Origin of the sequence: Thauera mechernichensis, assembly GCF_029588855.1 — a bacterium.
GTDB classification, from domain to species: domain Bacteria; phylum Pseudomonadota; class Gammaproteobacteria; order Burkholderiales; family Rhodocyclaceae; genus Thauera; species Thauera mechernichensis.
In genome coordinates, this window is sequence record NZ_JARQZE010000012.1 from 38109 (window position 1) to 63959 (window position 25851).

General features: G+C 66.0%; 22 protein-coding genes. 15 read left to right on the forward strand and 7 right to left on the reverse strand.

Annotation, left to right across the window (positions count from 1 at the left end):
• Positions 1-122 precede the first annotated feature (122 nt).
• Positions 123-1004, reverse strand: a complete 882-nt coding sequence (locus P7F68_RS14780; RefSeq protein ID WP_002927590.1) for a LysR substrate-binding domain-containing protein — start codon at positions 1002-1004, stop codon at positions 123-125.
• 173 nt (positions 1005-1177) lie between these two features.
• Between P7F68_RS14780 and P7F68_RS14785 the strand changes: the two genes are divergently transcribed.
• The 9 genes from P7F68_RS14785 to P7F68_RS14825 all read left to right on the forward strand — a co-directional run bounded on the left by P7F68_RS14785 (position 1178) and on the right by P7F68_RS14825 (position 12180).
• Complete coding sequence (locus tag P7F68_RS14785; RefSeq protein WP_002943645.1) at positions 1178-2869, forward strand: SulP family inorganic anion transporter; 1692 nt, start codon at positions 1178-1180, stop codon at positions 2867-2869.
• A gap of 95 nt (positions 2870-2964) precedes the next feature.
• A complete protein-coding gene (gene rplU, locus P7F68_RS14790) occupies positions 2965-3276 on the forward strand; it encodes a 50S ribosomal protein L21 (RefSeq protein ID WP_002927594.1) in 312 nt (103 codons plus the stop codon).
• Positions 3277-3296: 20 nt separating this feature from the next.
• Complete coding sequence (rpmA, locus tag P7F68_RS14795) at positions 3297-3560, forward strand: 50S ribosomal protein L27 (RefSeq protein ID WP_002927597.1); 264 nt, start codon at positions 3297-3299, stop codon at positions 3558-3560.
• 108 nt (positions 3561-3668) lie between these two features.
• Positions 3669-4865: an Obg family GTPase CgtA gene (gene cgtA / locus P7F68_RS14800; RefSeq protein ID WP_277834260.1), complete on the forward strand. Its 1197-nt coding sequence runs from the start codon at positions 3669-3671 to the stop codon at positions 4863-4865.
• Between the two features lie 37 nt (positions 4866-4902).
• On the forward strand, positions 4903-6012 hold the full coding sequence (proB, locus tag P7F68_RS14805) for a glutamate 5-kinase (protein WP_277834262.1): 1110 nt from the start codon (positions 4903-4905) through the stop codon (positions 6010-6012).
• 83 nt (positions 6013-6095) lie between these two features.
• On the forward strand, positions 6096-7322 hold the full coding sequence (locus P7F68_RS14810) for a glycosyltransferase (RefSeq protein ID WP_277834264.1): 1227 nt from the start codon (positions 6096-6098) through the stop codon (positions 7320-7322).
• A gap of 165 nt (positions 7323-7487) precedes the next feature.
• On the forward strand, positions 7488-10262 hold the full coding sequence (prsT, locus tag P7F68_RS14815; RefSeq protein WP_277834266.1) for an XrtA/PEP-CTERM system TPR-repeat protein PrsT: 2775 nt from the start codon (positions 7488-7490) through the stop codon (positions 10260-10262).
• A gap of 62 nt (positions 10263-10324) precedes the next feature.
• Positions 10325-11575 carry a sulfotransferase family protein gene (locus tag P7F68_RS14820; RefSeq protein WP_232431669.1) on the forward strand — a complete coding sequence of 417 codons (1251 nt, stop codon included), beginning with the start codon at positions 10325-10327 and terminating at the stop codon, positions 11573-11575.
• An 11-nt stretch (positions 11576-11586) separates the two neighbouring features.
• Positions 11587-12180: a hypothetical protein gene (locus P7F68_RS14825; protein WP_232431670.1), complete on the forward strand. Its 594-nt coding sequence runs from the start codon at positions 11587-11589 to the stop codon at positions 12178-12180.
• Between the two features lie 156 nt (positions 12181-12336).
• Here the strand turns inward: P7F68_RS14825 and P7F68_RS14830 are convergent, their stop codons facing one another.
• The 3 genes from P7F68_RS14830 to P7F68_RS14840 form a co-directional block, all read right to left on the reverse strand.
• Positions 12337-13341: an EDSAP-1 family PEP-CTERM protein gene (locus P7F68_RS14830; RefSeq protein ID WP_232431671.1), complete on the reverse strand. Its 1005-nt coding sequence runs from the start codon at positions 13339-13341 to the stop codon at positions 12337-12339.
• Positions 13342-13572: 231 nt separating this feature from the next.
• Entirely contained in the window at positions 13573-14664 is a 1092-nt protein-coding gene (locus P7F68_RS14835) for a nitroreductase family protein (RefSeq protein WP_002927625.1), read from the reverse strand.
• The gene (locus P7F68_RS14840; RefSeq protein WP_002943685.1) at positions 14651-15544 is read right to left on the reverse strand and encodes a ThiF family adenylyltransferase; all 894 of its coding nucleotides are present in this window, start codon (positions 15542-15544) and stop codon (positions 14651-14653) included. Before P7F68_RS14840 ends, P7F68_RS14835 begins: the two co-directional genes overlap by 14 nt.
• A 68-nt stretch (positions 15545-15612) precedes the next feature.
• Between P7F68_RS14840 and P7F68_RS14845 the strand changes: the two genes are divergently transcribed.
• The 3 genes from P7F68_RS14845 to P7F68_RS14855 are packed head-to-tail and all read left to right on the forward strand — an operon-like array spanning position 15613 to position 18851.
• On the forward strand, positions 15613-16854 hold the full coding sequence (locus P7F68_RS14845; protein ID WP_002943690.1) for an ABC transporter permease: 1242 nt from the start codon (positions 15613-15615) through the stop codon (positions 16852-16854).
• Between the two features lie 6 nt (positions 16855-16860).
• The gene (locus P7F68_RS14850; RefSeq protein ID WP_002927630.1) at positions 16861-18075 is read left to right on the forward strand and encodes an ABC transporter permease; all 1215 of its coding nucleotides are present in this window, start codon (positions 16861-16863) and stop codon (positions 18073-18075) included.
• A 2-nt stretch (positions 18076-18077) separates the two neighbouring features.
• Positions 18078-18851, forward strand: coding sequence for a PEP-CTERM/exosortase system-associated acyltransferase (locus P7F68_RS14855; RefSeq protein WP_002943692.1), 774 nt, complete (start codon positions 18078-18080; stop codon positions 18849-18851).
• Positions 18852-18913: 62 nt separating this feature from the next.
• On the opposite strand, the gene P7F68_RS14860 is transcribed toward P7F68_RS14855, so the two are convergent.
• The 3 genes from P7F68_RS14860 to P7F68_RS14870 all read right to left on the reverse strand — a co-directional run bounded on the left by P7F68_RS14860 (position 18914) and on the right by P7F68_RS14870 (position 23125).
• Complete coding sequence (locus tag P7F68_RS14860) at positions 18914-20806, reverse strand: propionate--CoA ligase (RefSeq protein ID WP_277834273.1); 1893 nt, start codon at positions 20804-20806, stop codon at positions 18914-18916.
• A 97-nt stretch (positions 20807-20903) separates the two neighbouring features.
• Positions 20904-22103, reverse strand: a complete 1200-nt coding sequence (locus P7F68_RS14865) for a GGDEF domain-containing response regulator (RefSeq protein ID WP_002927646.1) — start codon at positions 22101-22103, stop codon at positions 20904-20906.
• 26 nt (positions 22104-22129) lie between these two features.
• Positions 22130-23125, reverse strand: coding sequence for an oxidoreductase (locus P7F68_RS14870; protein WP_277834275.1), 996 nt, complete (start codon positions 23123-23125; stop codon positions 22130-22132).
• A 173-nt stretch (positions 23126-23298) separates the two neighbouring features.
• Between P7F68_RS14870 and P7F68_RS14875 the strand changes: the two genes are divergently transcribed.
• From P7F68_RS14875 to P7F68_RS14885, 3 genes are all read left to right on the forward strand, one after another.
• Positions 23299-24168: an HDOD domain-containing protein gene (locus tag P7F68_RS14875; protein WP_002943697.1), complete on the forward strand. Its 870-nt coding sequence runs from the start codon at positions 23299-23301 to the stop codon at positions 24166-24168.
• A 106-nt stretch (positions 24169-24274) separates the two neighbouring features.
• Positions 24275-24850, forward strand: coding sequence for a LemA family protein (locus P7F68_RS14880; protein WP_002927652.1), 576 nt, complete (start codon positions 24275-24277; stop codon positions 24848-24850).
• Between the two features lie 65 nt (positions 24851-24915).
• On the forward strand, positions 24916-25818 hold the full coding sequence (locus tag P7F68_RS14885; protein WP_002943700.1) for a hypothetical protein: 903 nt from the start codon (positions 24916-24918) through the stop codon (positions 25816-25818).
• Positions 25819-25851: the final 33 nt, after the last annotated feature.

A 25851-nucleotide genomic window follows, 5' to 3' on the forward strand; every position in this document is an offset into this window, starting at 1 on the left:
CCCCTGCCGCCGCAGGCTCAAAGTATAGGCGGCGCTCGGCGCAACCGGCTTGAAGCAATTTCGCCACACCCTTGAAAAAACTTCACGCCGGCAAGCCGGGCTTGCGCCCTGCACCCCTCCACTCAGGGCAGCACGCTTTGCAGCCAGTCTGCAAACGCAGCGCACTCCCAGCGCTCGAGCGCGCCTGGCGTCCAGCAAATGTAATGCCCGAAGGGCGAGTTCATCGGTCGTGCCGACAAGCTGAGCAGGCGGCCGCTGTCGAACCACGCGGCACCGAGCTTGTGGCGCACCAGCGCCACGCCGAACCCGCTCGCCGCTGCATCGTAGACCAAGCCGAGGTCGTTGAACTGCGCGCCGCTGGCCGGTTCTGCGAGCGGGAGTCCGCAATGCGCGTACCAATGCGCCCAGGGCTCGAGCGGGCTGCGAACCAGGCGCACGCGCGTACATTCGGCCTCGTGCTCAAAACCGTCGAAGGGGCCGAACTCGTCCAGGAAGGCCGGGCTGCACGCCGGCGTCACCACGTCACTCAGGATCAGCCTGTGCTCGACATCGGCGTAACCGCCCAGGCCGTAGCGCACCTCCAGGTCGGCCGCCTCGGCGGTCACGTCGCGCAGCGGGATCGATACCTGCAGCGTGAGCTCGATGTCGGGATAGCTGCGCCGGAACAGCTCGAGCTTGGGCATCACGAACTGGCGGCAAAAGGATGGCGTCACCGCGACACGCAGGCGGCGCGGCCCCACCGCGGCGCGCTCGCCGGGCATCTGCTGCAGCGCGGCGAGCGCGGTAGCGACATGCTGCAGGTAGGCCGCACCCTCGGCCGTGAGGGCAAAGTCGCCACGGCAGAACAATCGCACGCCCATGTGTGTCTCGAGCTGGCGCAGTCGATGGCTGACCGCACTCACCGTCACGCACAGCTCTTCCGCAGCACGGCTCGCACTACGCAGGCGCGCCACCGCCTCGAAGGTGAGCAGGCACTGGATCGGGGGAATGCGGCTGATCGCCATCTGCACGGGGCTCCGGACACGTCGGGGGAGGCCTGCATTATGCCCTCGCGGCTCGCGCCGCTCCCACTGGAGAGCGCCAGCGCCGGGGTTTGTCCTTAAAATGTGAGCTCCCGCCCCGCTTCGCACTCACGACACGCCTGCCCGCTCGCAGTCACCGCTGCCGCACAGCCCCCATGCCGCCTTCCGTGCGTTTTCTCCCCTTTCTGTCCTGGCCAGCGCAATGGCGGGCGCACGGCGTGCGCGGCGATCTTGTGGCCGGGATCACGGTGGCGCTGGTATTGATCCCGCAAGCGCTGGCCTATGCAAAGCTCGCCGGCCTGCCGCCACAGGTCGGGCTGTACGCGGCCCTCCTCCCCGCCGTGGTGGCGGCACTGTTCGGCTCCTGCGGGCAGCTGTCCACCGGACCGGTGGCACTCACCAGCCTGCTCGTCGCGGCCAGCATCGTGCCCCTGGCCGGGCTTGCCGGCGGCGACCTGCTCGGACTCGCCCTCCTGCTCGCGCTGCTGTCCGGGCTCATTCAGCTCGGGCTCGGGCTGATGCGGCTGGGCTGGTTGCTGAACCTGCTTTCGGTGCCAGTGCTGATGGGCTTCGTCAATGCTGCCGCGCTGATCATCTGCCTTACCCAGGTTCCGCCCCTGCTTGGGTTGTCGATGCCCCATTCGCAGCACCTGGTGCTGGACTTCACCCAGGCCCTTGGCGGCCTCACTGCCCCTCACTGGCCGTCGATGGGCTTCGGCCTGGGTAGCCTGGCCGCACTGGTCGCGCTCAAGCGCCTGTGGCCGCGCCTGCCCGGCGTCCCCCTGGTAGTCGCCACCGCCACCGCACTGTCGGCGTGGTCCGGTTTTGCCACCAGCGGCGGCGAGGTGGTCGGCGACATCCCGCGCGGCCTGCCCCTGCCCAGCCTGCCACCGCCGAGCCCGGACCTGGTTGCGGCAATCCTGCCGGCCGCCTTCGTGGTGGCGATGGTCAGCTTCATGGAAGCCGCCTCCAGCGCCAAGCTCATCTGCGGCCGTACCCGGCAGCCTTGGCGACAGGACCAGGAACTCATCGGACAAGGGCTGGCAAAGATATCCGCCGCCTTCACGTCCGGCATGCCCGTGAGCGCATCGTTCTCGCGCTCGGCGCTCAATTATGTAAACGGAGCCCGCACCGGCCTGTCCTCGCTCGTCACTGCCGCTCTGCTGGTACTTACGCTGCTCTACCTGACCCCGCTGCTGTGGCACCTGCCCAAGCCGGTGCTGGCCGCGGTGATCCTGCAGGCCGTGGCCGGCCTGATCGACACCGGGGTGCTGCGACGCGCCTGGCGCGCGAGCAAGGACGACGGTGCGGCAGCCGCCGTCACCTTCCTCGGCACGCTTGCGTTCGCCCCCAACATACAGAACGGCATCTTCACCGGCCTCATCCTGTCGCTCGGGCTGATGGTGTATCGCGGCATGCGCCCGCGCGCAGCCCTGCTCGGCCTGCATGAGGACGGCACCTACCGCGACCGCGAGCGCTTCGGCTTGCCTCACCCCCACCCACAGCTCGTCATCCTGCGCTTTGACAGCCCACTCACCTTCGTCACTGCAGCCACCTTCGAGGACGCCATGCTTGCAGCCGCGCGTGCGCAGGACAAGGTACGCACGGTGCTCGTGTCGGCGACCGGCATGAACGACATTGACGCCACCGGCCTGCACACCCTGGCCGGTCTCATCGAGCGCTTCCATGCCCAGGGCCAGGCCATCGCCTTCTGCGGACTGAAGAAGCAGGTTATCGATGCCATGGAGCGCGATGGCCTATGGCCGCGCATCGCCGCCCAGGCCAGCTACCGCACCGAACACCAGGCGCTCGCCGCCTTGCTGCCCGGACTGGCGGCAAGTGACTGAGCAAGCACGCATTGCAGCGCAATTTGCATTGACTTCGCGCGCCAGCTCAGTTATCGTGCGCGATTCTTTGCAGACCCATCAACTGGAGTAACACCATGTACGCGGTGATAAAAACCGGTGGCAAGCAGTATCGCGTTGCCGCTGGCGAAAAGATCAAGGTAGAACAGATACCGGCCGACGTGGGTTCCGAAATCACCATCGACCAGGTCTTCATGGTCGGTGAAGGCGAGGCCGTCAAGATCGGCACGCCGGTGGTTGCCGGAGCTACCGTCAAGGCGACCGTGGTTTCCCACGGCCGTCACGACAAGGTCAAGATTTTCAAGATGCGCCGCCGCAAGCACTACCAGAAGCACCAGGGGCATCGTCAGAACTACACCGAGCTTCGCATCGAAGCGATCTCGGCCTAAGGCGCAGGGGGTAATCCGACATGGCACACAAAAAAGCTGGCGGTAGTTCGCGTAACGGCCGCGACTCGGAATCGAAACGCCTCGGCGTGAAGCGTTATGGCGGTCAGTTCGTGCTCGCCGGCAACATCATCGTTCGCCAGCGCGGTACCGAGTACCACCCGGGCGACAACGTCGGCATCGGCAAGGACCACACCCTGTTTGCACTCAAGGACGGTGTCGTCAAGTTCGCTGTCAAGGGCGCCCTGCGTCGCCGCACCGTGATCATCGTGCCGGAAGCGGCCTGATCGCACGCGTTCGATCGCATCGCAGTCCAAAAGCCCTATCCACGTGGTAGGGCTTTTTTGTTTCCAGGGCGCGCACTGCTGCGTGTTCCGCTAAGAGGTTGATCAGGCATGAAGTTTTTTGACGAAGCCCGCATCGAGGTCTACGCCGGCGACGGCGGCAACGGCGCGGCCACCTTCCGCCGCGAGAAGTTCATTCCCAAGGGCGGCCCCAGCGGCGGTGACGGCGGGCGCGGCGGCAGCGTTTACGCAGTGGCCGACCGCAACCTCAACACCCTGATCGACTATCGCTACACGCGCAGCTTCCGCGCAGAGCGCGGCGAGAACGGCGGCAGCCGCGATTGCTACGGCAAGGGCGGCGACGACATCACGCTGCGCTTCCCGGTCGGGACGGTGATCAAGGACCTCGAGAGCGGGGACCTCGTCGCCGATCTCGACGAGGACGGCAAGACCGTGCTGATCGCCCGCGGCGGCCGCGGCGGTCTCGGCAACATCCACTTCAAGTCGAGCACCAACCGTGCACCGCGCAAGAAGACGATGGGTCAGGAAGGCGAGTACCGCAACCTGCACTTGGAACTGAAGGTGCTGGCCGACGTCGGCCTGCTCGGCATGCCCAACGCCGGCAAGTCCACCTTCATCCGCAGCGTCTCGGCCGCCAAGCCCAAGGTCGCCGACTACCCCTTCACCACCCTCGCCCCCAACCTCGGTGTGGTACGCACCACCGAGGCACGCAGCTTCGTGATCGCCGACATTCCCGGCCTGATCGAAGGCGCAGCCGAGGGTGCGGGCCTCGGCCATCAGTTCCTGCGCCACCTGCAGCGCACCCATGTGCTGCTGCACCTGGTCGACCTCGCACCATTCGACCCCGAGGCAGACCCGGTCGCGGACGCCAAGGCGATCGTCGAGGAGTTGCGCAAGTACGACGAGGATCTTTACAACAAGCCACGCTGGCTGGCGCTCAACAAGCTCGACCTCATCCCCGAGGATGAGCGCGAAGCGCGCGTCAAGGCCTTCCTCGACGCCTACGGCCCGGTCGAGCGCCACTTCGAGATTTCCGCCATCAAGGGCGAAGGCACCCAGGGGCTGATCTTCGCCATCCAGGACTTCCTCGACGCCGAGCGCGCCCGCATCGAGGCCGAGCGCGCAGAACGCCAGGCTGCCGAAGTCGCACGGCTGGCGGCACTGGAAGCGGCACGCGCGGCAGCCGACGCGGCTTTCGAGGAAGAGGTGCTGGGCGAAGACGAGGACGCCCTGCCCGAAGACGATGGCACGCCCGACGCCGGGAGCGACGCGCCGAGCCAACCCTGACCGACAGAAGCCCATTCAACCGCGCACACGCATCGAAATGAGAACCAAGATCCGCAACGCCCGCCGCCTCGTGGTCAAGGTCGGCAGCGCACTCGTCACCAACAACGGCGCCGGCCTCGACAAGGACGCACTCGACGCCTGGGCGCGCCAGATCGCCGCATTGCGCGCCGAAGGCCGCGAGGTAGCGCTGGTGTCCTCGGGTGCCATCGCCGCCGGCATGCAGCGCCTGGGTTGGGCGAAGCGCCCGCATGAGATGCACAAGCTGCAAGCCGCAGCCGCAGTCGGCCAGATGGGCCTGGTCGAGGCCTACGAGAAAGCCTTCTCGCGCCATGGCCTGCACACCGCGCAGATCCTGCTCACGCACGAGGACCTCTCCGACCGCACACGCTACCTCAACGCCCGCAGCACGCTGACCACCCTGCTCGAGCTCGGTGTGGTGCCGATCATCAACGAGAACGACACCGTGGTCACCGACGAGATCAAGTTCGGCGACAACGACACCCTGGGTGCGCTGGTCGCCAACCTGATCGAGGCTGAGGCGCTGATCATCCTCACCGACCAGCAAGGCCTGTATACCGCAGACCCGCGCCGCGCCCCCACTGCGACACTGATCAGCGAAGGCCGCGCCGAAGACCGCCAGTACGAGACCATGGCCGGCGGCGCCGGCACCGGCATCAGCCGTGGCGGCATGATCACCAAGATCCGCGCCGCCCAGCGCGCTGCCCGCAGCGGCGCCCACACCTGCATCGCCAGCGGGCGCGAAGCCGACCCGCTGCTGCGCCTTGCCGCAGGCGATGCGCTCGGCACCCTGCTCTACGCCACCAGCACGCCGCTGCAGGCACGCAAGCAGTGGATCGCAGACCACCTCCAGCTCGCCGGCGACCTCGTCATCGATGACGGTGCCGTCGCTGCCCTCAAGGGTGGCAAGAGCCTGCTGCCGGTGGGTGTGATCGAGGTGCGCGGCGACTTCAAGCGCGGCGCAGCCGTGGCCTGCCGCACATCCGCTGGCGAGGAGGTGGCACGCGGACTGGTCAACTACTCGGCATCCGAGTGCAGGCGGATCGCGCGCAAGCCGACGGCAGAGATCGAGAAGCTGCTCGGCTACATCGACGAACCCGAGCTCATCCACCGCGACAACATGGTGTGACGCTAGGCGCGGTACCGGCAACGCGGGGATAATGAAGCCAGCCGCAGCGCGCGGCATCCTTATTCCCGCAACCGGATGCGCCCATGCCCGACCATACGCTGCAATCCGTCCTGCTGCTCGCGGAAGGCTCGACGCTGGCGCACGTTGGCCGCCCCCTGCTCGTCGCGCGCCTGCTCCACAGCCACGGCATCCGGGTCACGCTCGCGCGCCCACCTGCCTATTCGTGGATGACCCGGGACGAGCCTTTCACCGTCGTCGACCTGCACACCCAGCCCCCCGCCGAATTCGCCCGCCGTCTGGATGCGGGCCAGCCGCTGTACGACCTCGAGACCCTTGAAGCCTATGTCACGGCCGACCGCGCATTGTTGAGCGGCCTCCGCCCCGATGTCGTGGTCGGCGACTTCCGCCTTTCGCTCTCGGTGAGTGCGCGCCTGGAGGGCATCCCCTACGTCACGTTGTGCGATGCCTACTGGAGTCCGGAAGCACCGCTCGAACCAGCACTTCCGGTCTTTCCGTGGACGCGCTTCGCCCCCATCCAGCTGGCACAGGCCGTGTTTCAACGCGTCGCACCGCTCGCCTTCCGCATCCACGCCCGTCCGATGGAGCGCCTGCGCCGTCGCCATGGCCTGGGCAGTCTCGGCCACGACCTGCGCCTGTGCTACACCGACGCCGACCTGCGCCTGTTCGCCAACCCGCGCGCCTTGTTTCCAAAGGTGCACGAACATGCGGGCGCCGCCTTCATCGGCCCCCTGGCGTGGTCCCCTGCAGGTGAGGGCGAACTGGCCGCACTTAAGCAGGACGGCCGCCCTCTTGTGTACGTGACCATGGGCAGTTCGGGCTCCCCGGCGGTCCTCGCCGCCCTGCTGCCCGCGCTCGAGCGCTTCGACTGCGACATCGTGCTCACCACCGCAGGCAAGCCACTGCCGATGGGCCTCGACACCGGCCGTGCACGCATCTTCGACTACCTGCCCGGCGACCGTGTGTGCGCCCAGGCCAGCCTGGTGATCTGCAACGGCGGCAGCCCCACCACCAACCAGGCCCTGAGTCACGGCGTACCAGTGCTGGGTATCGCACGCAATATGGATCAGTTCCTGAACATGCGGGCGATTGAAGACTTCGGCGCCGGACTGCTGATGCGCGCGGACCGCGTATCGCCTGTGCTGGCGGCCACTACACTCAGGGCATTGCTGACACATCCGGGCTTCACGCAACGTGCACGCGACCTCCGCGATACGGAACAGGGCATCACAGCAGGTGCCGCAGACAGCCTTGTCGGCCACCTCACGAGCCTCACCGGCGCTACCGGCTAGGCCATACCGTCTGACGAGTTCACGACGAACGGACACCGTCACCGCGGCATTGCGTCACCCTATGGCGTGCGCCCGCTTTGCTACAATGCTTTTTGACTGTGACCGCCGGGCGCAACCTCGACACGCGCCCACCCCGACACACCCCAAGCCCACCGAGGATGCCGTATGCCGCACCGCCGCCCAAGCAAGTCGCTCCGGATCATTGCCCTTGCAAGCCTGCTCGCCCTCGGCGGCTGCGGCAAGGACCTCTCCCCGGACGACTACATCCGCAAGGCTGCGGGCCATATCGACCAGAAAGCCTTCAACGCGGCCTCGATCGAGCTCAACAACGCCTTGCAGCAGGCCCCCCAGAATCTGGAGGCACGCTGGCTGATGGCGCAAGTCGCACTCGAGCTCGGCGACGGCGACAAGGCTGAGCGCGACGCCCGACGTGCCATCGAACTCGGCATTGCGCGCACGGAAGTACTTCCGGTTCTTGCACGCGCCCTCCTGTTGCAGCAGGACCCCGCGCGCCTGCTCACGGAGACCTCGATCCTGCCGCAGGACGCCTCGCCGGAGGTCCAGGCAACGCTGCTCGCCCTGCGCGGCAAGGCGCTGCTGCTTCAAGGGGAAACCGAAAAGGCGGACGAGCAGTTCGCGCGCGCGCAGGAGATCGACATCGGCAACGTGGATGCGAGCATCGGCGCCGCCTTCGTACTCGCCACACGCGGGCGGCTGGACGACGCCAAGGCGAGCTTGCGTGCGGCTGTCGAACGCCACCCCGACAGTGCAGACGCGTGGGCCTTGCTCGGCGATCTCGAGCTCGAACAGGGCAATTACGAGGCCGCGGAAGCCGCTTACGACAAGGCTGTCGCCAACCGCGCCTATCTCACGCTCGACCGCGCCAAGCGAGCCCATGCAAAACTGTTGCAGAACAAGGTCGAAGAGGCGTTCGCCGACCTCGCGCCGCTGTCAAAGGTTGCGCGCACGTCCTATGTCGCCTACGTGCGGGGCCTGGCCCATTTCCAGCAACAGAAGCTTGTGGAGGCGGCCAACGAGTTCGAGGTCAGCCTCAATGACGACCCCAACTTCATCCCCAACCGCTACTTCCTGGCCACGACGCGCCTGCTGTTGAACCAGCCTGAACAAGCGCTCGTCCACGCCGACTTCATCCGCTCCCGTGCGCCGCAGTCGCGATCGGCGAACATCCTCGTCGGCGCGGCCCAGGCGGGTCGCTCGGACTTCGCCCTTGCAAAGGCACCTCTCGAAGCGGCACTCAAGGCCAATCCCGACGACACCCTGGCGTTGCAGATGGTCGCATGGACGGCACTTCAGGAGGGCGACGCCCCTCGTGCCCTGCTGCATGCGGAGCGGCTTGCCAGGCTTGCCCCTGATTCTCGCGAATCGCTCAACCTGCTGATGCTGGCTCAACTGATGGCCGGACAGCAGCTTCCCGAACTCGGCGCCGACAGCGAGGACGCCTACAGGACCTCCTTCCTGCTCGCTCTGCAATCCTTCAGGGATCAGCGCTATGACGAGGCGCGCACGCGCATCGCGGCCCTGCGTGCCAGCCACCCCGACCAGCTGGGACCACTCGGCCTCTCTGCCGCCATCGACCTTGCGACCGGTCAATGGGAAAGCGCCCGCGGCATCCTCGAGCAGGTTCTGCAACGTGACCCCGCCAATGCGAGTGCGCGTATCAACCTGGCCAGACTCGCCCTCAACGACCGCGACTTCGCGCGCATCGACACGCTCATCCGCCCCTTGGCCGACCAGCGCCCGAACGACGAAGTGGTCGCACTTCTGCTGGTCGCGGCCGCACACGGCCAGGACAAGCAAGCGGAGGCAAACCGGATCCTCGAGCGCCTGCTGCAACAGAACCCGCGCGCGATCACCGCTCGCAGCCTGCTGGCGCGCCGCCACCTGAATGCTGGCACGCCGGACAAGGCCCTCGCGGTGCTGGGCGAACTCAGCCCCAAGCAGATCGAGACCACCCCAATCTTCCTGGAACTACAGGGCACTGCCTACCTGGCCAAGGGCGATGCCGAAGCGGCACGCACCGCCTTCATGCACCTCAGCCGGATCGCCCCGGATGCGGCTTATGCACGCGTTCTGCTCGCCGAAGCACTCCTGCAGCAGCGGGATTTCCGTGGCGCCCAACGCGAGCTGGCCGAGGCACTCCGCCTCAATCCGCGCCACCTTCCGGCGCGTATCGCCGAGTTGCGCTTCCTGACCCAGTCCACCCAACTCGAGAAAGCGGCCGGCGCCGCCTCGAAACTTGCGGCGGATTTCGGTGAGCTGCCCGAGGTTCTCGCGGCCACCGGTTGGCACGCCTTGGTGACCAGCGACTTCGCAAAGGCCGAGGACCTTCTTGGCAAGGCACTCGAACATTCGCCCCGCTCAGAACTTGCCCAGCAGTTCGCCCGCAGCCTATGGGGGCAGAAGAAGCATGACGACGCCTTCCAGTTCATGAAGCGCTGGCTCACCGACCATCCGGACGATACCGGCATGCTGCTCCATCTTGCCGGTGCCCACCTGGAACTGGACCAGACGACGGAGGCCATCAGCGCTTACCGGAAGTTGCTCGAACGGCATCCCGACCATGTCCCGTCGCTGAACAACGTCGCCTGGCTAAGCCGCAAGAGCGCACCCGACGATGCCTTGCGATCGGCGCGCCGGGCCAACGAGCTTGCTCCCGAAGACCCGCACGTCCTCGACACCCTGGCCATGATCCACTTCGAGCGCGGCGACCTGACCCAAGCACGCTGGTTGCTGGACCAGGCACTCAAGTTCAACCCGGAGAGCGGCCAGGTTCGGCTGCATGTCGCCCAGGTGCAGGCCGCCCAGGGTGATGCTGCGGGCGCGCGGGCAACACTCGAGAAGCTCATCATAGACGGCGTCGGCACCCGCTTCGAGGCCGAGGCGCGGGCGCAGCTTGCGGAGATTGGATCACAGCGCTGAGCGCTACGGCTTTCCAAGCGCAGCATCCAGCCGCCTGAGGGCAAGAGCAAGGAGAACCGACCGTGCCATCGAACACACCCCCTCAGCAAAGCTTGCTGGTCAGGACCTGGAACCTGCTGTCGAGCACCCTCGGGCGATCGGCAAGCCAACCGCTGTCTTCCGCAGCACTCATTGCCTCGGCGATGGAGAAGAGCGGCAGCAAAGTGTCCTTGCCCGCGGATGCCGCAACAGGGCTGGAGCATCTGGTGGGCGCATTGAACGAGTCAGCGGACCTCCATCCGTTCGGTCGCTACTACGTATCCGAGCTGCTCGTCGGCTTGCTGAGCAACCACCTCAAGCTGTTGACCTACCAGGCCGCACACCCGGAGGTCATCAACGCTCCGGTAAGCCGCCCGCTCATCATCCTGGGCCTGCCGCGATCGGGAACCTCTTTCCTCTTCAACCTGCTCGCATGCGACCCTGAGCACCGCTATCTCAGCAACTGGGAGACAACCGTTTCCCAGATGCCGCCCAGGCAAGCAACAGCCAGGGAGCACGACCCTCGGCGCCGAACCGGACGCTTTCTGATGGCGTTCCAGCGCTATCTCGCACCACAGCTGGAACACATCCACGAGTTCTACCTCGACGGCCCCGAGGAATGCACCCCGATCCTGATGCAGAGCTTCGCAACGCAGGCACTTGCGGGCATGTTCAACGTGCCCGGATACTCCACATGGCTCGACCATGTGGACCACCGGCCAACCTACCTGCATCACAGAGGCGCGCTGCAGGTACTGCAAGCCACGTACCCCGCCAAGCGCTGGTTGCTGAAGTCGCCCGACCATCTGGCCGCCCTCGACTGCCTGCTTGACACCTATCCGGACGCCTGCCTGGTTCATCTGCACCGTGACCCGGTTCAGTCGGTTGCCTCCTGGGCCAGCCTCAATGCCGCATTCCGCGGCATATGCGCGTCACGCATCGACAACACGGAGCTCGGCCAGCAGGTGCTGCAGCGCCTTGCGACGGACATGGACGCATATCTGGCTGCACGCCGACGCCGGCCAGAACACGGCGTTCTCGATATCCCCTACAAGCGCCTCATCGCAGACCCGATGGGCTCGGTGTCCGCCATCTACGGTCACTTCGGGCTTGAATTCGGAGGCAGCGCACGTTCGCAGCTCAGCGATTTTCTCGCCAAGGACCGCGAAAAACCGCGCAGCCATCGCTACACGCCCGAGGACTTCGGCTTGTCGGGCGAGTCGATTCGGGAGCGATTTGCGGACTACATGAGCACCTTCGACCTGGGGCCGGGCAAGCCAGCCAGCTCTGGTTGAGGCTTCGTCGCATGAGACGCTGGACTCGCATGGCCCTGCCCCCAAAAGCCCTCGACCGGCTGGCGGTACTCACACCCTGCACCATACTGCTGAGCACCGGGCTGGCACTGGCTGCAGCCCCCCTCGAAAGCGCCGTCATGCCGACGGCGGGTCTGGCCAGCCTGTGCATCTGCACGCTGCTGGCGCACGCCTGGCGACGCGCCCCGGAGCTGGCTTGCCAGCGCACCGGATCAGACGTCCGCTGGGTCAAAGCCCACATCATCACTCACGTCGTCCCAGTGGGATTCGCGTTTGCGCACTTGAGCACGGGAACAACCCCGGCACCGGACCCAGCATGGATCGTCGGATTCGCGCTGTTCTTCTACTCGGGGCGGCGCACCTGGCTTGCACTGGAACAGGCGTTCAAGCGCCCGCTCTACGTCATCTTTAGACGCGGCAACAGCGCCATGCTGATCACCACCACCACGCTCGCAGTCGTTGGGCAGCTCGTCGACGCCAACGCGATCAGCAGCTTCGTCGCGCGTGTCCTGTCGATCTACCTGATCATTCACCTCGCCCTTACCGGCCTGGCCGTTGCCCGTATCGATCGCGATCTGGGGCGATGAACGAAACAAGTGGGCCGGGCCGAACGGGGCACAAGGACGTACGAACAACTGCGCACGCACCGCGAACGCAAAGAAGCCGCGGCTCCCTGAGGAACTCGCGGCTTCTTCCACCTGGCGGCCTTGCTTCAGGCTGCCAAGCCAGCACCGATCACAGGATCAGGCGGCCACTTTCTCTTCGCGACGACGACGCAGGCCACCCACACCCAGCGCAGCGAGCGCGCCGCCGAGCAGCACCAGCGTACCGGGTTCCGGCACCTGGGTGACGTTGACACTGGTCAGCGCCGCCAGCGTGAGCGAGTAGCGACCTTCGGTCAGCCCCTGTGCGATCAGCGAGAAGTTGGTGCCAGCCGTGCCCAGGCTGTGCTGAGCGCTTTCGCTCTCAGGACCAACGCCAAGGGTGATGTTCAGCGACTCGCCCTCAGCAGCGTTGCAAGTCAGGCCAAAGCCGCACAGCAGGCCGGTACCGGCGCCATTCGGGCTCCAGACGATGAGCGGGACACCTTCACGCGACAGCGTGAAGTTCGTCGTCAGGTTGGCTTGGGCCAGACCCGAGGTGTAAGGCGGGATGAGCGAGACATCAGCCTTCATTTCCGGATTGGCGACGAAGCTCAGGCTCATCAGCGCCGTGTTGGTGTCGATCACGAAATCGAACGTCCAGGTGGTGTTCGACTGGATGTTGGACGATGCCTGACCTGCACCCGAAACCAGAAGCTCGGCCTCGGCAACCTGCTGGCTTTCCGACGGGAAGCCATTCACCAGTTGGGCGGTGGTGATCTCGGCGTTCGAGTTGGCGTAGGTGCCGTTACCCTGACCGAGCAGCGTGTAGTCGTTGTTGGCGCGCGTGAGGCTGCTGCCCGGCGCGTTGGCGGCATTGACTGCCAGCACCGGCGGCACCGCGCTGCAGTTGCCCAGCAGGCTGCTGCAGGATGCGGCAAAGGCCTGGGTCGAACCGTTCAGCGTGGCGGAATCTTCCACGTTGAAGGTGAAGTTCGGGCTCAGGTTGGTGATGACAGCGCCAGTATTCTGGTTCACAAAACCGATCACCAGGTTGCTGACATCCAGCGACGAACCAGCGTAGACACTCGCCGAGGCCTGGCCAGCCGCACCCATTGCCAGGGCTGCCACCAACGCCGTCGCGAGCGATGTTTTCTTAAGTTTCATAATGTCCTCCGTTATTCAAGTAGTACCGCAGGTATCGAGCGCTCGCGATCAAAGCTACCTTGCCAGCACTGCCGAACCGCTCGGACAACATAAAGCAATCAGCATGCCAGATTTACAAACCCCTTTTCTTTCATCCACTTGAGGAAGCGACATTACTCAACCAAACCCTCCAGGCATGATGAGTGTAAAAATTCCCGACACTCACTCGACCAGCCTGAAGGCATGGTGGACCTAGCCCGGAGCCTCCGGGCGCTCGCCAAGCAGGCGTGCCAGGGGCAAGCGAAGCGAGCGCGCATGCGGCGTTGCCGAGCGGCCCACGCGGCAAAAGAACATGAAGGCATCGTCGGACGCAGCCGGGACCAGTTGCTCGAACCGCTCGGCGAGTCGTGCAGCCGCAGCATCGATGCCAGGGTGGGCGGAAAACGAACGTCCGGCACGCGCGTACCAGCGAAAGATGACCGGCGTCATCTCAGGCTGCAGGTGCAGCCCCTGCGCCTCCGCCGCCAGCCACAGCCGCTGCATCGCCACGCCGGCGGCGAGGTAGTCCTCGATACCTTGGGGCGAGCGCGGCGGCAGCAAGAGGATATGGGCAGCGCAGCCGAGCGCAGGCAGCAGGTCAAGCTGGATGCGCGGCGCCACGGTGCCAAACAGATAGCGGTTGAAGAAATCCACCCGTTGCCAGCTCTGCATCACCCAGCGCATCAGCTTGGCGGTGGCGGGATCAACGCCGACCGCCTGATCGGGGATGCGATCGTCGCTGTACCGGGCGTTCCATTCAATGATGCTGCGATGAACCTCGAAGGCCTCGGGCGTGGTCAGCCTGATATGAGCGTTGGCCCACAGCAACCTGCCGACGGCCAGACGCTCGGCGAAGCGCTCGAACAGGCGCAGCCTGAAGGCCGGGCCAACGGCATCGACCAAGGCAGCACGCTGAGCGTCGGTGAGCGGCGTGGTGCGCATCGGCCGGCGCTGAACGACTCGGGTTTCGATGTAGCGCGCGAGCGGATCGGGCTCCACGCTGGCATCGGCGAAGAAGCGCACATCGTAAACGGGGGCATCGTCCGCGCAACCGGGCCGGACGGACCATTCGGTGCGCAACCCTTCGCAGCTGGCCGCCAGGCGCAGGGTCTCGAGCAGCGCGCCATGGGCAATCTGGCTGGCACGACCATCGAAATCATAGAGGACGTGGTCGCGGGTATCGAACCCACGCACCACCACATGGCCCTCGGCCGGGATCTCGAAGCGCCACGGTTGGGTGTTGTCGCCACTGGGCGCCCAGCGCGCGCGTTCGAGGATGCGGTGCAGCTGTTCACGACTTGCCATGCTTGAGCGCCTCCTGCTTCATGCGTTGTAGCTGCATGCGACCAAGCCAGAGGCCGATGCGCTGCAGCGGATTGCGATGCCCACCCGGGCGCCAGGTGCGCTTGAGACGGTTCTGGTAGGCATCGAACTGATACCCCCAGGGCGCCTTGAAGACCTTGCCGCGGCCGAGCAACAGTTTCAAAGCCTCGACTGCGGTGATACCGGCGCACAGCTGGCATGCGGCGATGGTCGAAGGCCCCTTGCGCGCGGCCAGGTCAACCCGCGACGGATCGGCCAGGTAGGCGCGCTGGAGCATGCCCGGCGACAGGCCAAGCAGGAATCGCAGCGCCATCTCATCCTCATCGCAGCCCTCGAGACCAAAATAGTCCTCGAACGACATGCTGTCGGGCGCAAACACGAGCACGGCAGCCCCCATGCCGAGCGGGGCTGCCGTCACCGCTGGAATGCCGCGACGATGACAGGCGGCGAAAACGGCTCGCCGAGCGGCAAAGGCAAAGAAATCCAGACCGTCGACGTAGAGGTCGACGTCCTCCAGGAAGGCATCGAGGCTATCCTCGCCGACTCCCTCGGGAAAGCAGCGCAGATCGACAAGGGGATTGATGTCGCGCGCCATGCGCGCCAGGGCCTCGACCTTGGGCTCGCCCAGCGTGCTCATCATCGCGCCGGCCTGGCGATTGAAGTTGACGATGTCGAAACGGTCAAAGTCGGCGATGCTGAATGCACCGATGCCAAAGCGCGCGAGGGTGAGCAGATGAACGCCACCAACCCCCCCCATGCCAGCAATGGCGATGCGCCGCGAGCGCAAGGTCTGCTGCTCGGCCTCGGTCACCCAGCCGATGTTGCGCGAGAATGCCGCGCTGTAATCGAATTCTGGCCGCATCTCGGCCCCCTCGTTCCAAGTCCGCCGAGAGGCTATCATAGACTTACTTTTCGACCACACGAACGAGCATGCTCAACGAAGCCGCAAATCGCGCCGCGCGTGCGACGCTGGTCGCAGCGCGCAACCTGTTCCGGCAGCGGCGGCGGGCATTGCTCGCAATGCTCATCATCTGCGGTGGGGTGGTCACCTTCGTGCTGGCGGGCGGATTCATCCACTGGCTGCTCGACAACATGCGCGAGTCGACCATCCATTCGCAGCTCGGTCACATCCAGGTCATCCGTCCGGGCTATTTCAAGAAGGGGCTGGGCGACCCCTACAGCTACCTGCTGCCGTCGGGCACGGAAGCGGTGAGCGCGCAGCCGCCGCAGGGCATGGTCACGATCACGCCACGCTTGTCCTTCAACGGTTTGCTCAGCAGCGGCGACAACACCATTTCATTCATGGGCGAGGGCATCGACCCCGAGCGCGAGGCATTGGTGGGGCGCTCCATCCGCATCGTCGCCGGCAGCAACCTGGACGGCACGGATGACAACACCGTGCTCGTGGGGCGCGGGCTGGCTGCCAACGTCGGCGTCCAGCCCGGCGACACCGTGGTGCTGCTGGCGACGACAGCCGAGGGCGGACTCAACGCCGTCGAACTGACGGTGGCGGGCCTGTTCGGCACCACCGTCAAGGCCTACGACGACGCAGCGCTGCGCGTGCCGATCGAGACTGCACGCAAGCTCATGCGAGTCGAGGGAGCGACGAGCTGGGTCGTGCTGCTCGAACGCACGGCCGACACGGACGCTGCACTCGCATCACTGAAGGCGCGGCTCCCCGCCAACGAGTTCGAACCGATTCCCTGGTACGACCTGGCTGACTTCTACAACAAGACCGCGGAGCTGTTCACCCGCCAGGTCGGTGTAGTGCGCATCCTGATCGCGCTGATCGTGGTGCTGAGCATTTCCAACACCTTGTCGATGGCGGTTGTCGAGCGCACGGGAGAAATCGGCACGGCAATGGCGCTGGGCGTGCGCCGTGCGGGCATCCTGCGCATGTTCCTGACCGAGGGGGCGCTACTCGGAGTGATCGGCGGCGCAGTCGGGGTCGGTCTCGGCTTTCTGCTCGCTACCGCGATTTCGGCAGTGGGCATCCCGATGCCCCCCCCGCCGGGCATGGAGACCGGTTTCACCGGTCGTATCTCAGTTCCCCCGACGCTGGCATGGGAGGCCTTCCAGCTCGCCTTTGCGACCACCCTGCTCGCGAGCATCCTGCCAGCCTGGAAGGCATCGCGGATGAACATCGTCGACGCACTCCGCCACCAGAGGTAAGGCCGCATGCTGATCCGGCTCGCCATCCGCAACCTGCTGCGCCAGAAGATCCGTACCGCGATGACGCTGGCCGCGATCATCTTCGGCGTATCCGGCCTGATCGTGTCCGGCGGCTTCGTGCAGGACATCTTCGTGCAGCTGGGCGAATCGATCATCCACTCGCAGACCGGGCACGTACAGGTGTTCCGCAAGGACTTCCGCGAGAAGGGTACCCGCCAGCCGGAGAACTACCTCATCCCGGACCCCGAGGCCCTGGCCGCACGCATCACTGCGTTGCCCGAGGTCAAGGAGGTCTCGATGCGGCTGAGTTTTGCCGGTGTGCTCAACAATGGCCGGCGAGACCTGGGCATCGTTGGCGAAGGCATCGAACCCGACAAGGAAGCACGCCTGGGTACCGCGCTGGAGATCCTCGCCGGCCGCCAGCTGCGGGATGACGACCTGTTCGGCGCAGTCATCGGCCAGGGGGTGGCGCACGCCATGAGCCTGGAGGTGGGCGACTCCATCGTGCTCGTGCTCAACACGGCCGAAGGCGCGGTCAACACGCTCGACTTCGAGGTGGTCGGCATCTTCCAGAGCTTCTCGAAGGAGTTCGATTCGCGCGCCGTGCGCGTTCCGCTCGCCGCCGCGCGCGAGCTGCTCTACACCGACGGCGCCAACATGCTGGTGACGACCCTGCACCGCACCGAGGACACCGCACGCGCCTACGCGGCAGTAGCCGCGCTGGTCGACCCAGCCCAGTTCGAGGTCTTCGACTGGAAGATGCTGTCGGACTTCTACGAGAAGACGCTCGGGCTCTACGAGCGCCAGTTCGGTGTCCTGCAGGGCATCATCCTGGTGATGGTGCTGCTGTCGGTCGCCAACAGCGTCAATATGGCCGCATTCGAGCGCCAGGCCGAATTCGGCACCATGCAGGCGCTCGGCAACCGCAGGCGCGACATCTTCCGCCTGCTGGTCGTGGAGAACACGGTTCTGGGGCTGGCCGGCGCCGTGCTCGGCGCGCTGATCGGCATCTTCCTGGCGGTGACCATCTCGGCAATCGGCATCCCGATGCCGCCGCCGCCGAATGCCAATGTCGGCTACACCGCCATGATCCGCGTCGTGCCCTCCGTCGTGCTGGGCGCATGCCTCGTCGGCCTGGTCGCCACCACTCTCGCCGCACTCTTCCCGGCACGACGCGTCGGCGCCACGCCGATCGTCGATCTCCTCAGACAAGGAAACTGAACATGTCTCTCCTTGACCGCTTCAACCTGGGTCACGGCTTCAAGAAGTACTTCGAGCTGATCCCGGCGACCGACCAGGCGACGCGCGATCTCGTGTTCGGCATCCGGCACGAGGTCTACTGCTCCGACCTGCACTTCGAGCCCGAGCGCCCGGACAAGCGGGAGATCGACACCTACGACGCGCACAGCCTTCACTGCCTGCTGCGCACCAGGGACGAACCGCACGAACCCGTGGGCTGCGTACGCATCGTGCTCACCGACCCGGACGATCCCGCCAAGCCCCTGCCATTCGAGCACACCTGCGCGGAGGTGCTCGATCGCCGCATCATCGACCCGGCCGCCCTGCCCCGCGGCCGCATTGCCGAGGTTTCCCGTCTCGCCGTGCGCTCGCGGTATCGCCGCCGGCGCGGCGAAGACCGCGAGGCAGCGCCGATCAACGACGACGACTTCGGTTCGCGCGAACAGCCGCGCTTCCCCTACATCCCGATCAGCCTGTACATGAGCGCCATCGCGCTGGCGCACCGTCACGACATCGACACCTTGTTCGTACTCACCGAACCGCGCCTGGCCAGCCACTTCGCCAAGCTGGGCGTGGACATCCGCCGCATTGGCGACGCGGTCGAACATCGTGGTGCACGCGTCCCCTCGGTACTCGACGTCAATAGCGTGATCAAGAACATGCGTTTCATCCTGCGCCCGATCTGGCGTGTCGTGCAGCAGGAAGTCGATGCCGGTCTCGAGCGCGCCCGATCAGGCGAGCACCAAGCCCGGGCCTGAACCCCCCGCACGAAGACAAATGGGGCGCCGAAGCGCCCCATTCAACGCTGACTGAAACGAACTCAGCCCTTCAGCGCTACCTTGATCTGCTCGAGCGTGCTCGGGTCGTCGATGGTGGTCAGGTCGCCTGCATCGCGACCTTCGGCCAGCGCCTGAATGGAGCGGCGCAGCATCTTGCCCGAGCGCGTCTTGGGCAGGCCGTTGATGAAGTGCACTCGGGCTGGACGGGCGATGGCACCGAGGCTCTCGTCCACCTTCTTCATCACCTCCTTCTCGAGCGCAGCGCGCTTCTCGGCGGTGTCGACCGTGCTGGCGTCCTTCACCACCGCGAAAGCCATCGGCATCTGGCCCTTGAGCTCGTCGTGCACACCGACCACGGCAACCTCGGCGATCGCCGGGTGGGTCTGCACCGCCTCCTCGATCTCGCGGGTGCCGAGGCGATGGCCGGCGACGTTGATGACGTCGTCCATGCGGCCGAGGATGGTGTAGTAGCCCTTGTCGTCACGAATACCCCAGTCGGAAGAAGAGTAGACGACCGGGTCCTGGAAGGTGGAGAAGTAGGTCGACACAAACCGTTCGTCCTGGCCCCACACGGTGGACAGGCAGCCCGGCGGCAGCGGCGGCACGATGCCGACGATGCCCTTCTCGTTGGCGCCGCACTCGCTTCCATCCTCGCGGAAGATGCGCAGATCGTAGCCATACACCGGGAAGGCGGGCGAGCCGAGCTTGATCGGGCTGTCTTCCACACCACGGCAGATGGCGAGCATCGGCCAGCCGGTCTCGGTCTGCCAGTAGTTGTCGATGACCGGGATGCCGAGCTCACGCATGATCCACTCGTGCGAGGTCTCGTCGAGCGGCTCGCCGGCCAGGAACAGGTGCTTGAGCGAGGACAGGTCGTACTTCTTGAGGAAGGCCGGGTCCTGCTTCTTGAGCACGCGCACCGCGGTGGGCGCCGAGAACATGACGCTGACCTTGTACTTCTCGACGATCTGCCACCAGATGCCCGCGTCCGGACGCAGCGGCGTGCCTTCGTACATGATCGTGGCCATGCCGCCGATGAGCGGGCCATAGATGATGTAGCTGTGACCGACCACCCAGCCGATGTCGGAGGTCGCGAACATGGTCTCGCCGGCTTCGCCGGTGAAGATGTGCGGCATGGTCGAGGCGAGCGCGACCAGGTAACCGCCGGTGTCGCGCTGCACACCCTTGGGCTTGCCGGTGGTGCCGGAGGTGTACAGGATGTAGCTCGGCTCGGAGGATTCCAGCCACACGACCGGCACCTGGGCATCCATGTGCCGGGCGCGCAGTTCGGCGTAATCGACGTCACGGCCCTCGACGCGCGAGAAGCCCTTGTCCAGGCCGCGGTCGACGATCAGCACCTTGGCCGGCGGGAATTCGGCCAGCTTGCAGGCCTCGTCCACGAGGTGCTTGTAAGGCACCGGCTTGCCGTTGCGCATGCCGGCGTCCGAGCTGACCATCAGCACCGGCTTGGCGTCATCGATACGAGTGGCGAGCGAGCCGGCGGCGAAACCGCCGAACACCACCGAGTGGATGGCGCCGATGCGCGCGCAGGCGAGCATCGCGAACGCCGCCTCGGCGATCATCGGCATGTAGATCAGCACGCGGTCGCCGCGCTTGACCCCGAGGTCCTGGTAGATCGCCGCCATGCGCTCGACCTCGCGCTGCAGCTCGGCGAAGGAATACACCTTCTCTTCGTTGGTCTCGGTCGAGATGTACACCAGCGCGCGGTCGTTGGGGCGCGTGGCGGCGTGGCGGTCCACTGCGTTGAAGCAGAGGTTGGTCTCACCGCCCTTGAACCACTTCACGAAAGGCGGCTTGGAAAAGTCGCAGATCTGCTCGGCGGGCTTGTTCCAGTGCACGAGCTGGGCCTGCTCGGCCCAGAACCCGTCGCGGTCTTCGATGGAACGGCGGTGGAATTGCTGGTAATCGGTCATTGCTTCCTCTCCCTTCTATTTTCCCTGTACTGCAAATGACGTGTTGCCTGCACCGCAGCGCCGGGACAGCGCAGCGAAACCTGCGACCACTCCTGCTTCAGATGGAGGTCCGGGTGGACTCCCCGTCATCATCATCACCATCGGCTGCGCTTCTGTTCTTGAGGGCATCGAGATGCCTGAGCGGCAGTCCGCAGTGAGTCTTTGATTCTATCAATTCGAGCAGCGGCATCAGCGCCGCGATGATCTCGGGCAACTGGCGCTCGACCTCGTCGCGCGCACCCGCGCGCACCTGCCTGAGCGCGCCATCGATGCTGACGAGGCGGCCGAGCGCACGCTCGATGGAGTCGGCATCCACCTCGCCGGCATCGGCGACCACGCGATTGCCCCCCGCGGCGCGCGCGGCCGCGGTACGCTCGAGCGCCAGGCCCAATAACTCGCTGACCGCACTGCGCCCGTCCACCACGGCGTTGGCAACGCCTATGCTGAGCGTGATGCGGATGCGCTCCTCGCGGTAGCCCATCACCAGCTTCTCGACGCTGCTGCGCAGGCGCAGCGCAAAGGCACAGCTCGAAACGCGATCGATGCCGGGCGACAGCAGTGCGAACTGCGAGGCCGAGTGCTGCGACAGCGTATCCTCGGCGCGAATGCGCCCGGTGAGCATCTTCGACAACTTGCGCACGATGAGTTGCACGACGTGCGCGCCGTAGCGATCGACAAGCTCGTCGAACTGGTCCAGCTCGATGACCAGAGCGGCAATGTCGGTCTGGCGGCGCAGCGACTCGGCCTCCACCTGACTGGCACGATGCTGCAGGTAGCCCTCGCTTGCGAGCCCGGTTTCCGGGTCAACCGGACTCTGGCGGGCGAGCGCGGCACGGCTGCGTTCGAGCTCGAGCTGGGCCTTCGACAGGCGCACCAGCGAGGTCAGGGTGGCGAGGAGCTCGACACTGCCCGCCCCTTTGGTGACGAAGCCGTTGGCACCCAGGGTGAGCGCCCGCTCACGGGCAGATTCGTCCTCGTCGCCGGAAATGATGACCACCGGCAGCTCGCGCACCCGCGCCACCTTCGATGCCCGGATGCGCTCGAGCAGGCCGTAGCCATCCAGGCGCGGCATTCCGATGTCGGTGAGCACGAGATCGATGCCCGGATCGACCAGCAATGTCTCCCATCCGGCTTCGCCGTCGGGCTCCTCGCGCACTTCGAAGCGGCCGCGAATGAGCTTGACGATCGTCGCCCGCACCATGCGCGAGTCGTCAACCACGAGGATGCGTGGCAGCTTGTCGTCTTCGCTCGTCACCACCTCGCCCCCGTTTTACCTGTGCCCGCTCAGGCGCCGATGCGGACGACAGTGCGGCCCTTGACGCGGCCCTGGATGAAATCGTCGAAAGCCGCTGGCAAGGTATCGAAGTCGATCGTGCGGGTGACTGCCGCGAGATGACGCGGCTTGAGGTCGGTTGCGAGGCGGTCCCACACGCGCTGGCGGGTCGGAAAACCCATGTAGCCCGAATCGATGCCGAGCAGGCTGACGCCGCGCAGGATGAAAGGGAACACCGTGGTGTCGAGCTTGAAGCTGGCCGCATTGCCGATGCTCGCCACCGTGCCCGCCTGCTTCATGGTCGCCAGCACCCAGTGCAGCACCGGACCGCCGACGTTGTCCACCGCCCCCGCCCACTGCGCGGCTTCGAGCGGGCGCACCTTGTCGAGATCGATCTCCGATCGCAGCTTGATCTCCGCCGCACCGAGCATCTTCAGGTAGTCGGCCTCGGCCTCCTTGCCGGTGAGTGCGACCACGTGGTACCCGAGGTTGGCCAGCATGTCGATCGCCAACCCGCCGACGCCACCGGTGGCCCCGGTGACGATGACCGGGCCGTTGGCAGGCGCGAGGCCGTTGTCCTCCATGCGCACCACGCCGAGCGCGGCGGTGAAGCCCGCCGTGCCAAGGGCCATGGCTTCGAACAGGTCCAGCCCTGCAGGCAGGGGCACGACCCAGCCCGCGGGCACGCGCGCATATTCCGCATAGCCGCCGTGATGCGCGACACCGATGTCGAAGCTGGTGGCGATGACCTTGTCACCGGCCTTGAAGCGCGCATCGGCGCTGTCCACAACCTCGCCGCACAGGTCGATGCCGCCCACGCAGGGAAAGCGCCGGATGATCTTGCCCGCCCCGGTAGCCGCCAGCGCATCCTTGTAGTTGATGCTGGAGTAATGGACGCGGATGGTCACCTCGCCAGCGTCGAGCTGCTCGGGCGCAAGCGCACCCATGCGGCTGACAACCTTGCGGTTCTCGTCCTGGTCGATCACGAAGGCCTTGAAGGGGGTCATGCGGACGTCTCCTGTGTGTTCGTAGCGTGGCCGTGAGGCCATTTCGACGCCGTAATTATAGCTCCAAGCGACGGGCGGGCCATTGGCCTGCCGCATGCCCTCAGGCAGCCCTTCAGTTCCGCCCGCCGGAGGCCGATAATGCAGCACAACACACGCCTTCTGCAGAGGTCCGCATGTCTTCGCTGTCACAGGCCCTGCCATCCGTGCAGGCCTACGTCGATCATTTCTCGGCCCAGCCCCTGCCGGTGCTGCGGCGGACGATGCTCGACCTTGCCGCGCTGCGTGACAGCGGGGAGTCTGTCGGTGCCAAGCAGCTCGCCAGCGTGGTGCTCTCCGACCCGCTGCTGACGATGCGACTGCTCACCCACATCGAACGCAACCGGCGCGAATCGCAGAACCACGACATCACCACCATCGAACGCGCGGTGATGATGCTCGGCATCGAGCCTTTCTTCAGCACCTTCGGCGACCTGCCGACTGTCGAGACAACACTGGCAAGCCAGCCCAAGGCCTTGGTTGGAGTGCTCAAGGTGATCGGGCGCGCGCGCCGGGTCGCCGACTACGCACGCGATTTCGCCATTCAGCGCCGCGATCTCGACGTACAGGAGATCACCGTCGCCGCCCTGCTGCACGAAGCGACCGAGATCGTTTGCTGGATCCACGCTCCGGCTCTCGCCCTGAGGGTCCAGGAACAGCTGGTGGCATCTCGCGGTCTGCGTAGCGCAGAAGCCCAGCGCGATGTTCTGGGCGCCACCGCCGCACAGATCCAGCTCGGCTTGATCCGTGCCTGGCGCCTGCCGCAACTCCTTGTCCAGCTGCTCGACGACAGCCAGCAGGACAACCCCAGGGTACGCACGATCAAGCTCGCCGCCGACCTTGCCCGGCACCTTGCCCGTGGCTGGGACGACCCTGCCCTGCCCGACGACCTGGCCGCCATCGAAGCCCTGCTGCACCTCGGCCGCGAACCCCTGCTCCTGCGCCTCGGTGCACCTGAGGAGGCGCGCGCACGCCTGCTGCCTCCAGAGCCCGCGGAGCCTGCCTGACGCATACGCCACCGTGCCCGCGCCGTTGCGCGGCAGGCGTGTCATGTGTAACAGGATTATTCATGCCAGCGATCTACAATGGCACGAATAACACAGGAGTCGTCCAATGAGCATTGGCAATGCGGTCTTCCTCGCCCTGATCGTCCTTGCGCTGGTCTGGAGCGTGGTGGTCTACAACGGCCTGGTACAACTCAAGCACAACATCGCCAAGGCCTGGGCGAACATCGACGTCCTCCTCAAGCAACGCCACGACGAACTGCCGAAGCTGGTGGAGGTCTGCCGCCAGTACAAGCAGTTCGAGCAGGAAACGCTGGCCCGCGTCACCGAGGCGCGCGCACGTGTCGCCAGGGCGCGCGAAGCCCACGACGTGCCCGCACTGGGCGCTGCCGAGAACCTGCTGCGCGCGGGCCTGGGGCAGATCTTCGCGGTTGCCGAAGCCTATCCGGAGCTCAAGGCCAACGAGCACTTCATGCAGCTGCAGACACGCATCACCGCGCTGGAAAACGGCATCGCAGACCGCCGCGAGTGGTACAACGAATCGGTCAACGTGCACAACGTACGCATCGAGCAGTTTCCGGACCTGATCATTGCGCGCCTGTTCAACTATGTTGCCCAGCCGTTGCTGCAGTTCAGCACGGCGGAAAAGGCCGACGTCGACCTCAAGGCGCTCTTCAATGCCTGAGACGCGGCCGACGCGCAGCGCGCGCTAGGCTTTCGCCCCCCCGCCCGCAGCACCACGACCGCCTGATGCTGGTCCAGCTTCGTCATCGACCGACGGACGTCATCCTGCCCTTCGTGCAGTTTGGCGCCGTCGTGCTCGCCCTCAGCGCAGGCGAAGGGCCGGGTGCCGTGACCGGATTGGGTGTGCTGCTGGCCACCGGACTGATCGGCTGGAAGCGCGCGCTGCGCCACGCACGCCTGATCGCCGACACACCGACCTCGCGCATCGCCTCGGCGGCCCAGGGCTACACCGAGCTGCGAGGACGCGGCCAGCCGCTCGACGGTACGCCGCTGCGCTCGCCGATCAACGGCTTGCCCGTGCTCTGGTACCGCGTGCTGATCGAGCAACGCCAACGCGACGGCAAGTGGAAACGGGAGACCGCCGACGAAAGCGATGCCTCCTTCCTGCTCGAGGATGCAAGCGGGCAGTGCGTGGTCGACCCCGAGGGCGCGGACATGATGGTCAAACGCTGCGACGTCGTACGCCGTGGCGACATGCGCTATACCCAGTGGTCGCTGATCCGCCACGATCGCATCTATGTGCTGGGCGATTTCGCCACCTTGGGCAGCGTCAATACCGACTTCGATTTCTCGGCCCAGGTGCGCGAGCTGCTGGCCAGCTGGAAGGCCGACCACCCCGGCCTGCTGGCGCGCTTCGACCTCGATGGCAATGGCGAGATCGATGTACGCGAATGGGAGCTCGCGCGTTCCCAGGCTCGACGCGAGGTACGCAGGCTACACGAGGAAGTGATGGCAGCGCCCGAGGTCCATGTGATGCGTCGGCCGACAGGCCGGCGCCTTTACCTCATCTCCGATCACGACCCCGCCCGGATCGCGCGCAGGTATCGCGCGCTGGCGATCTTCCATGCCGCAGTGGTCATTGCTGCAGCGGCAGCCACGGCCTGGTTCGCCCAGATCGGGGTGTTCTGAGCTCGCATCGCGAGCTGGCCGCCGACGGCAGGC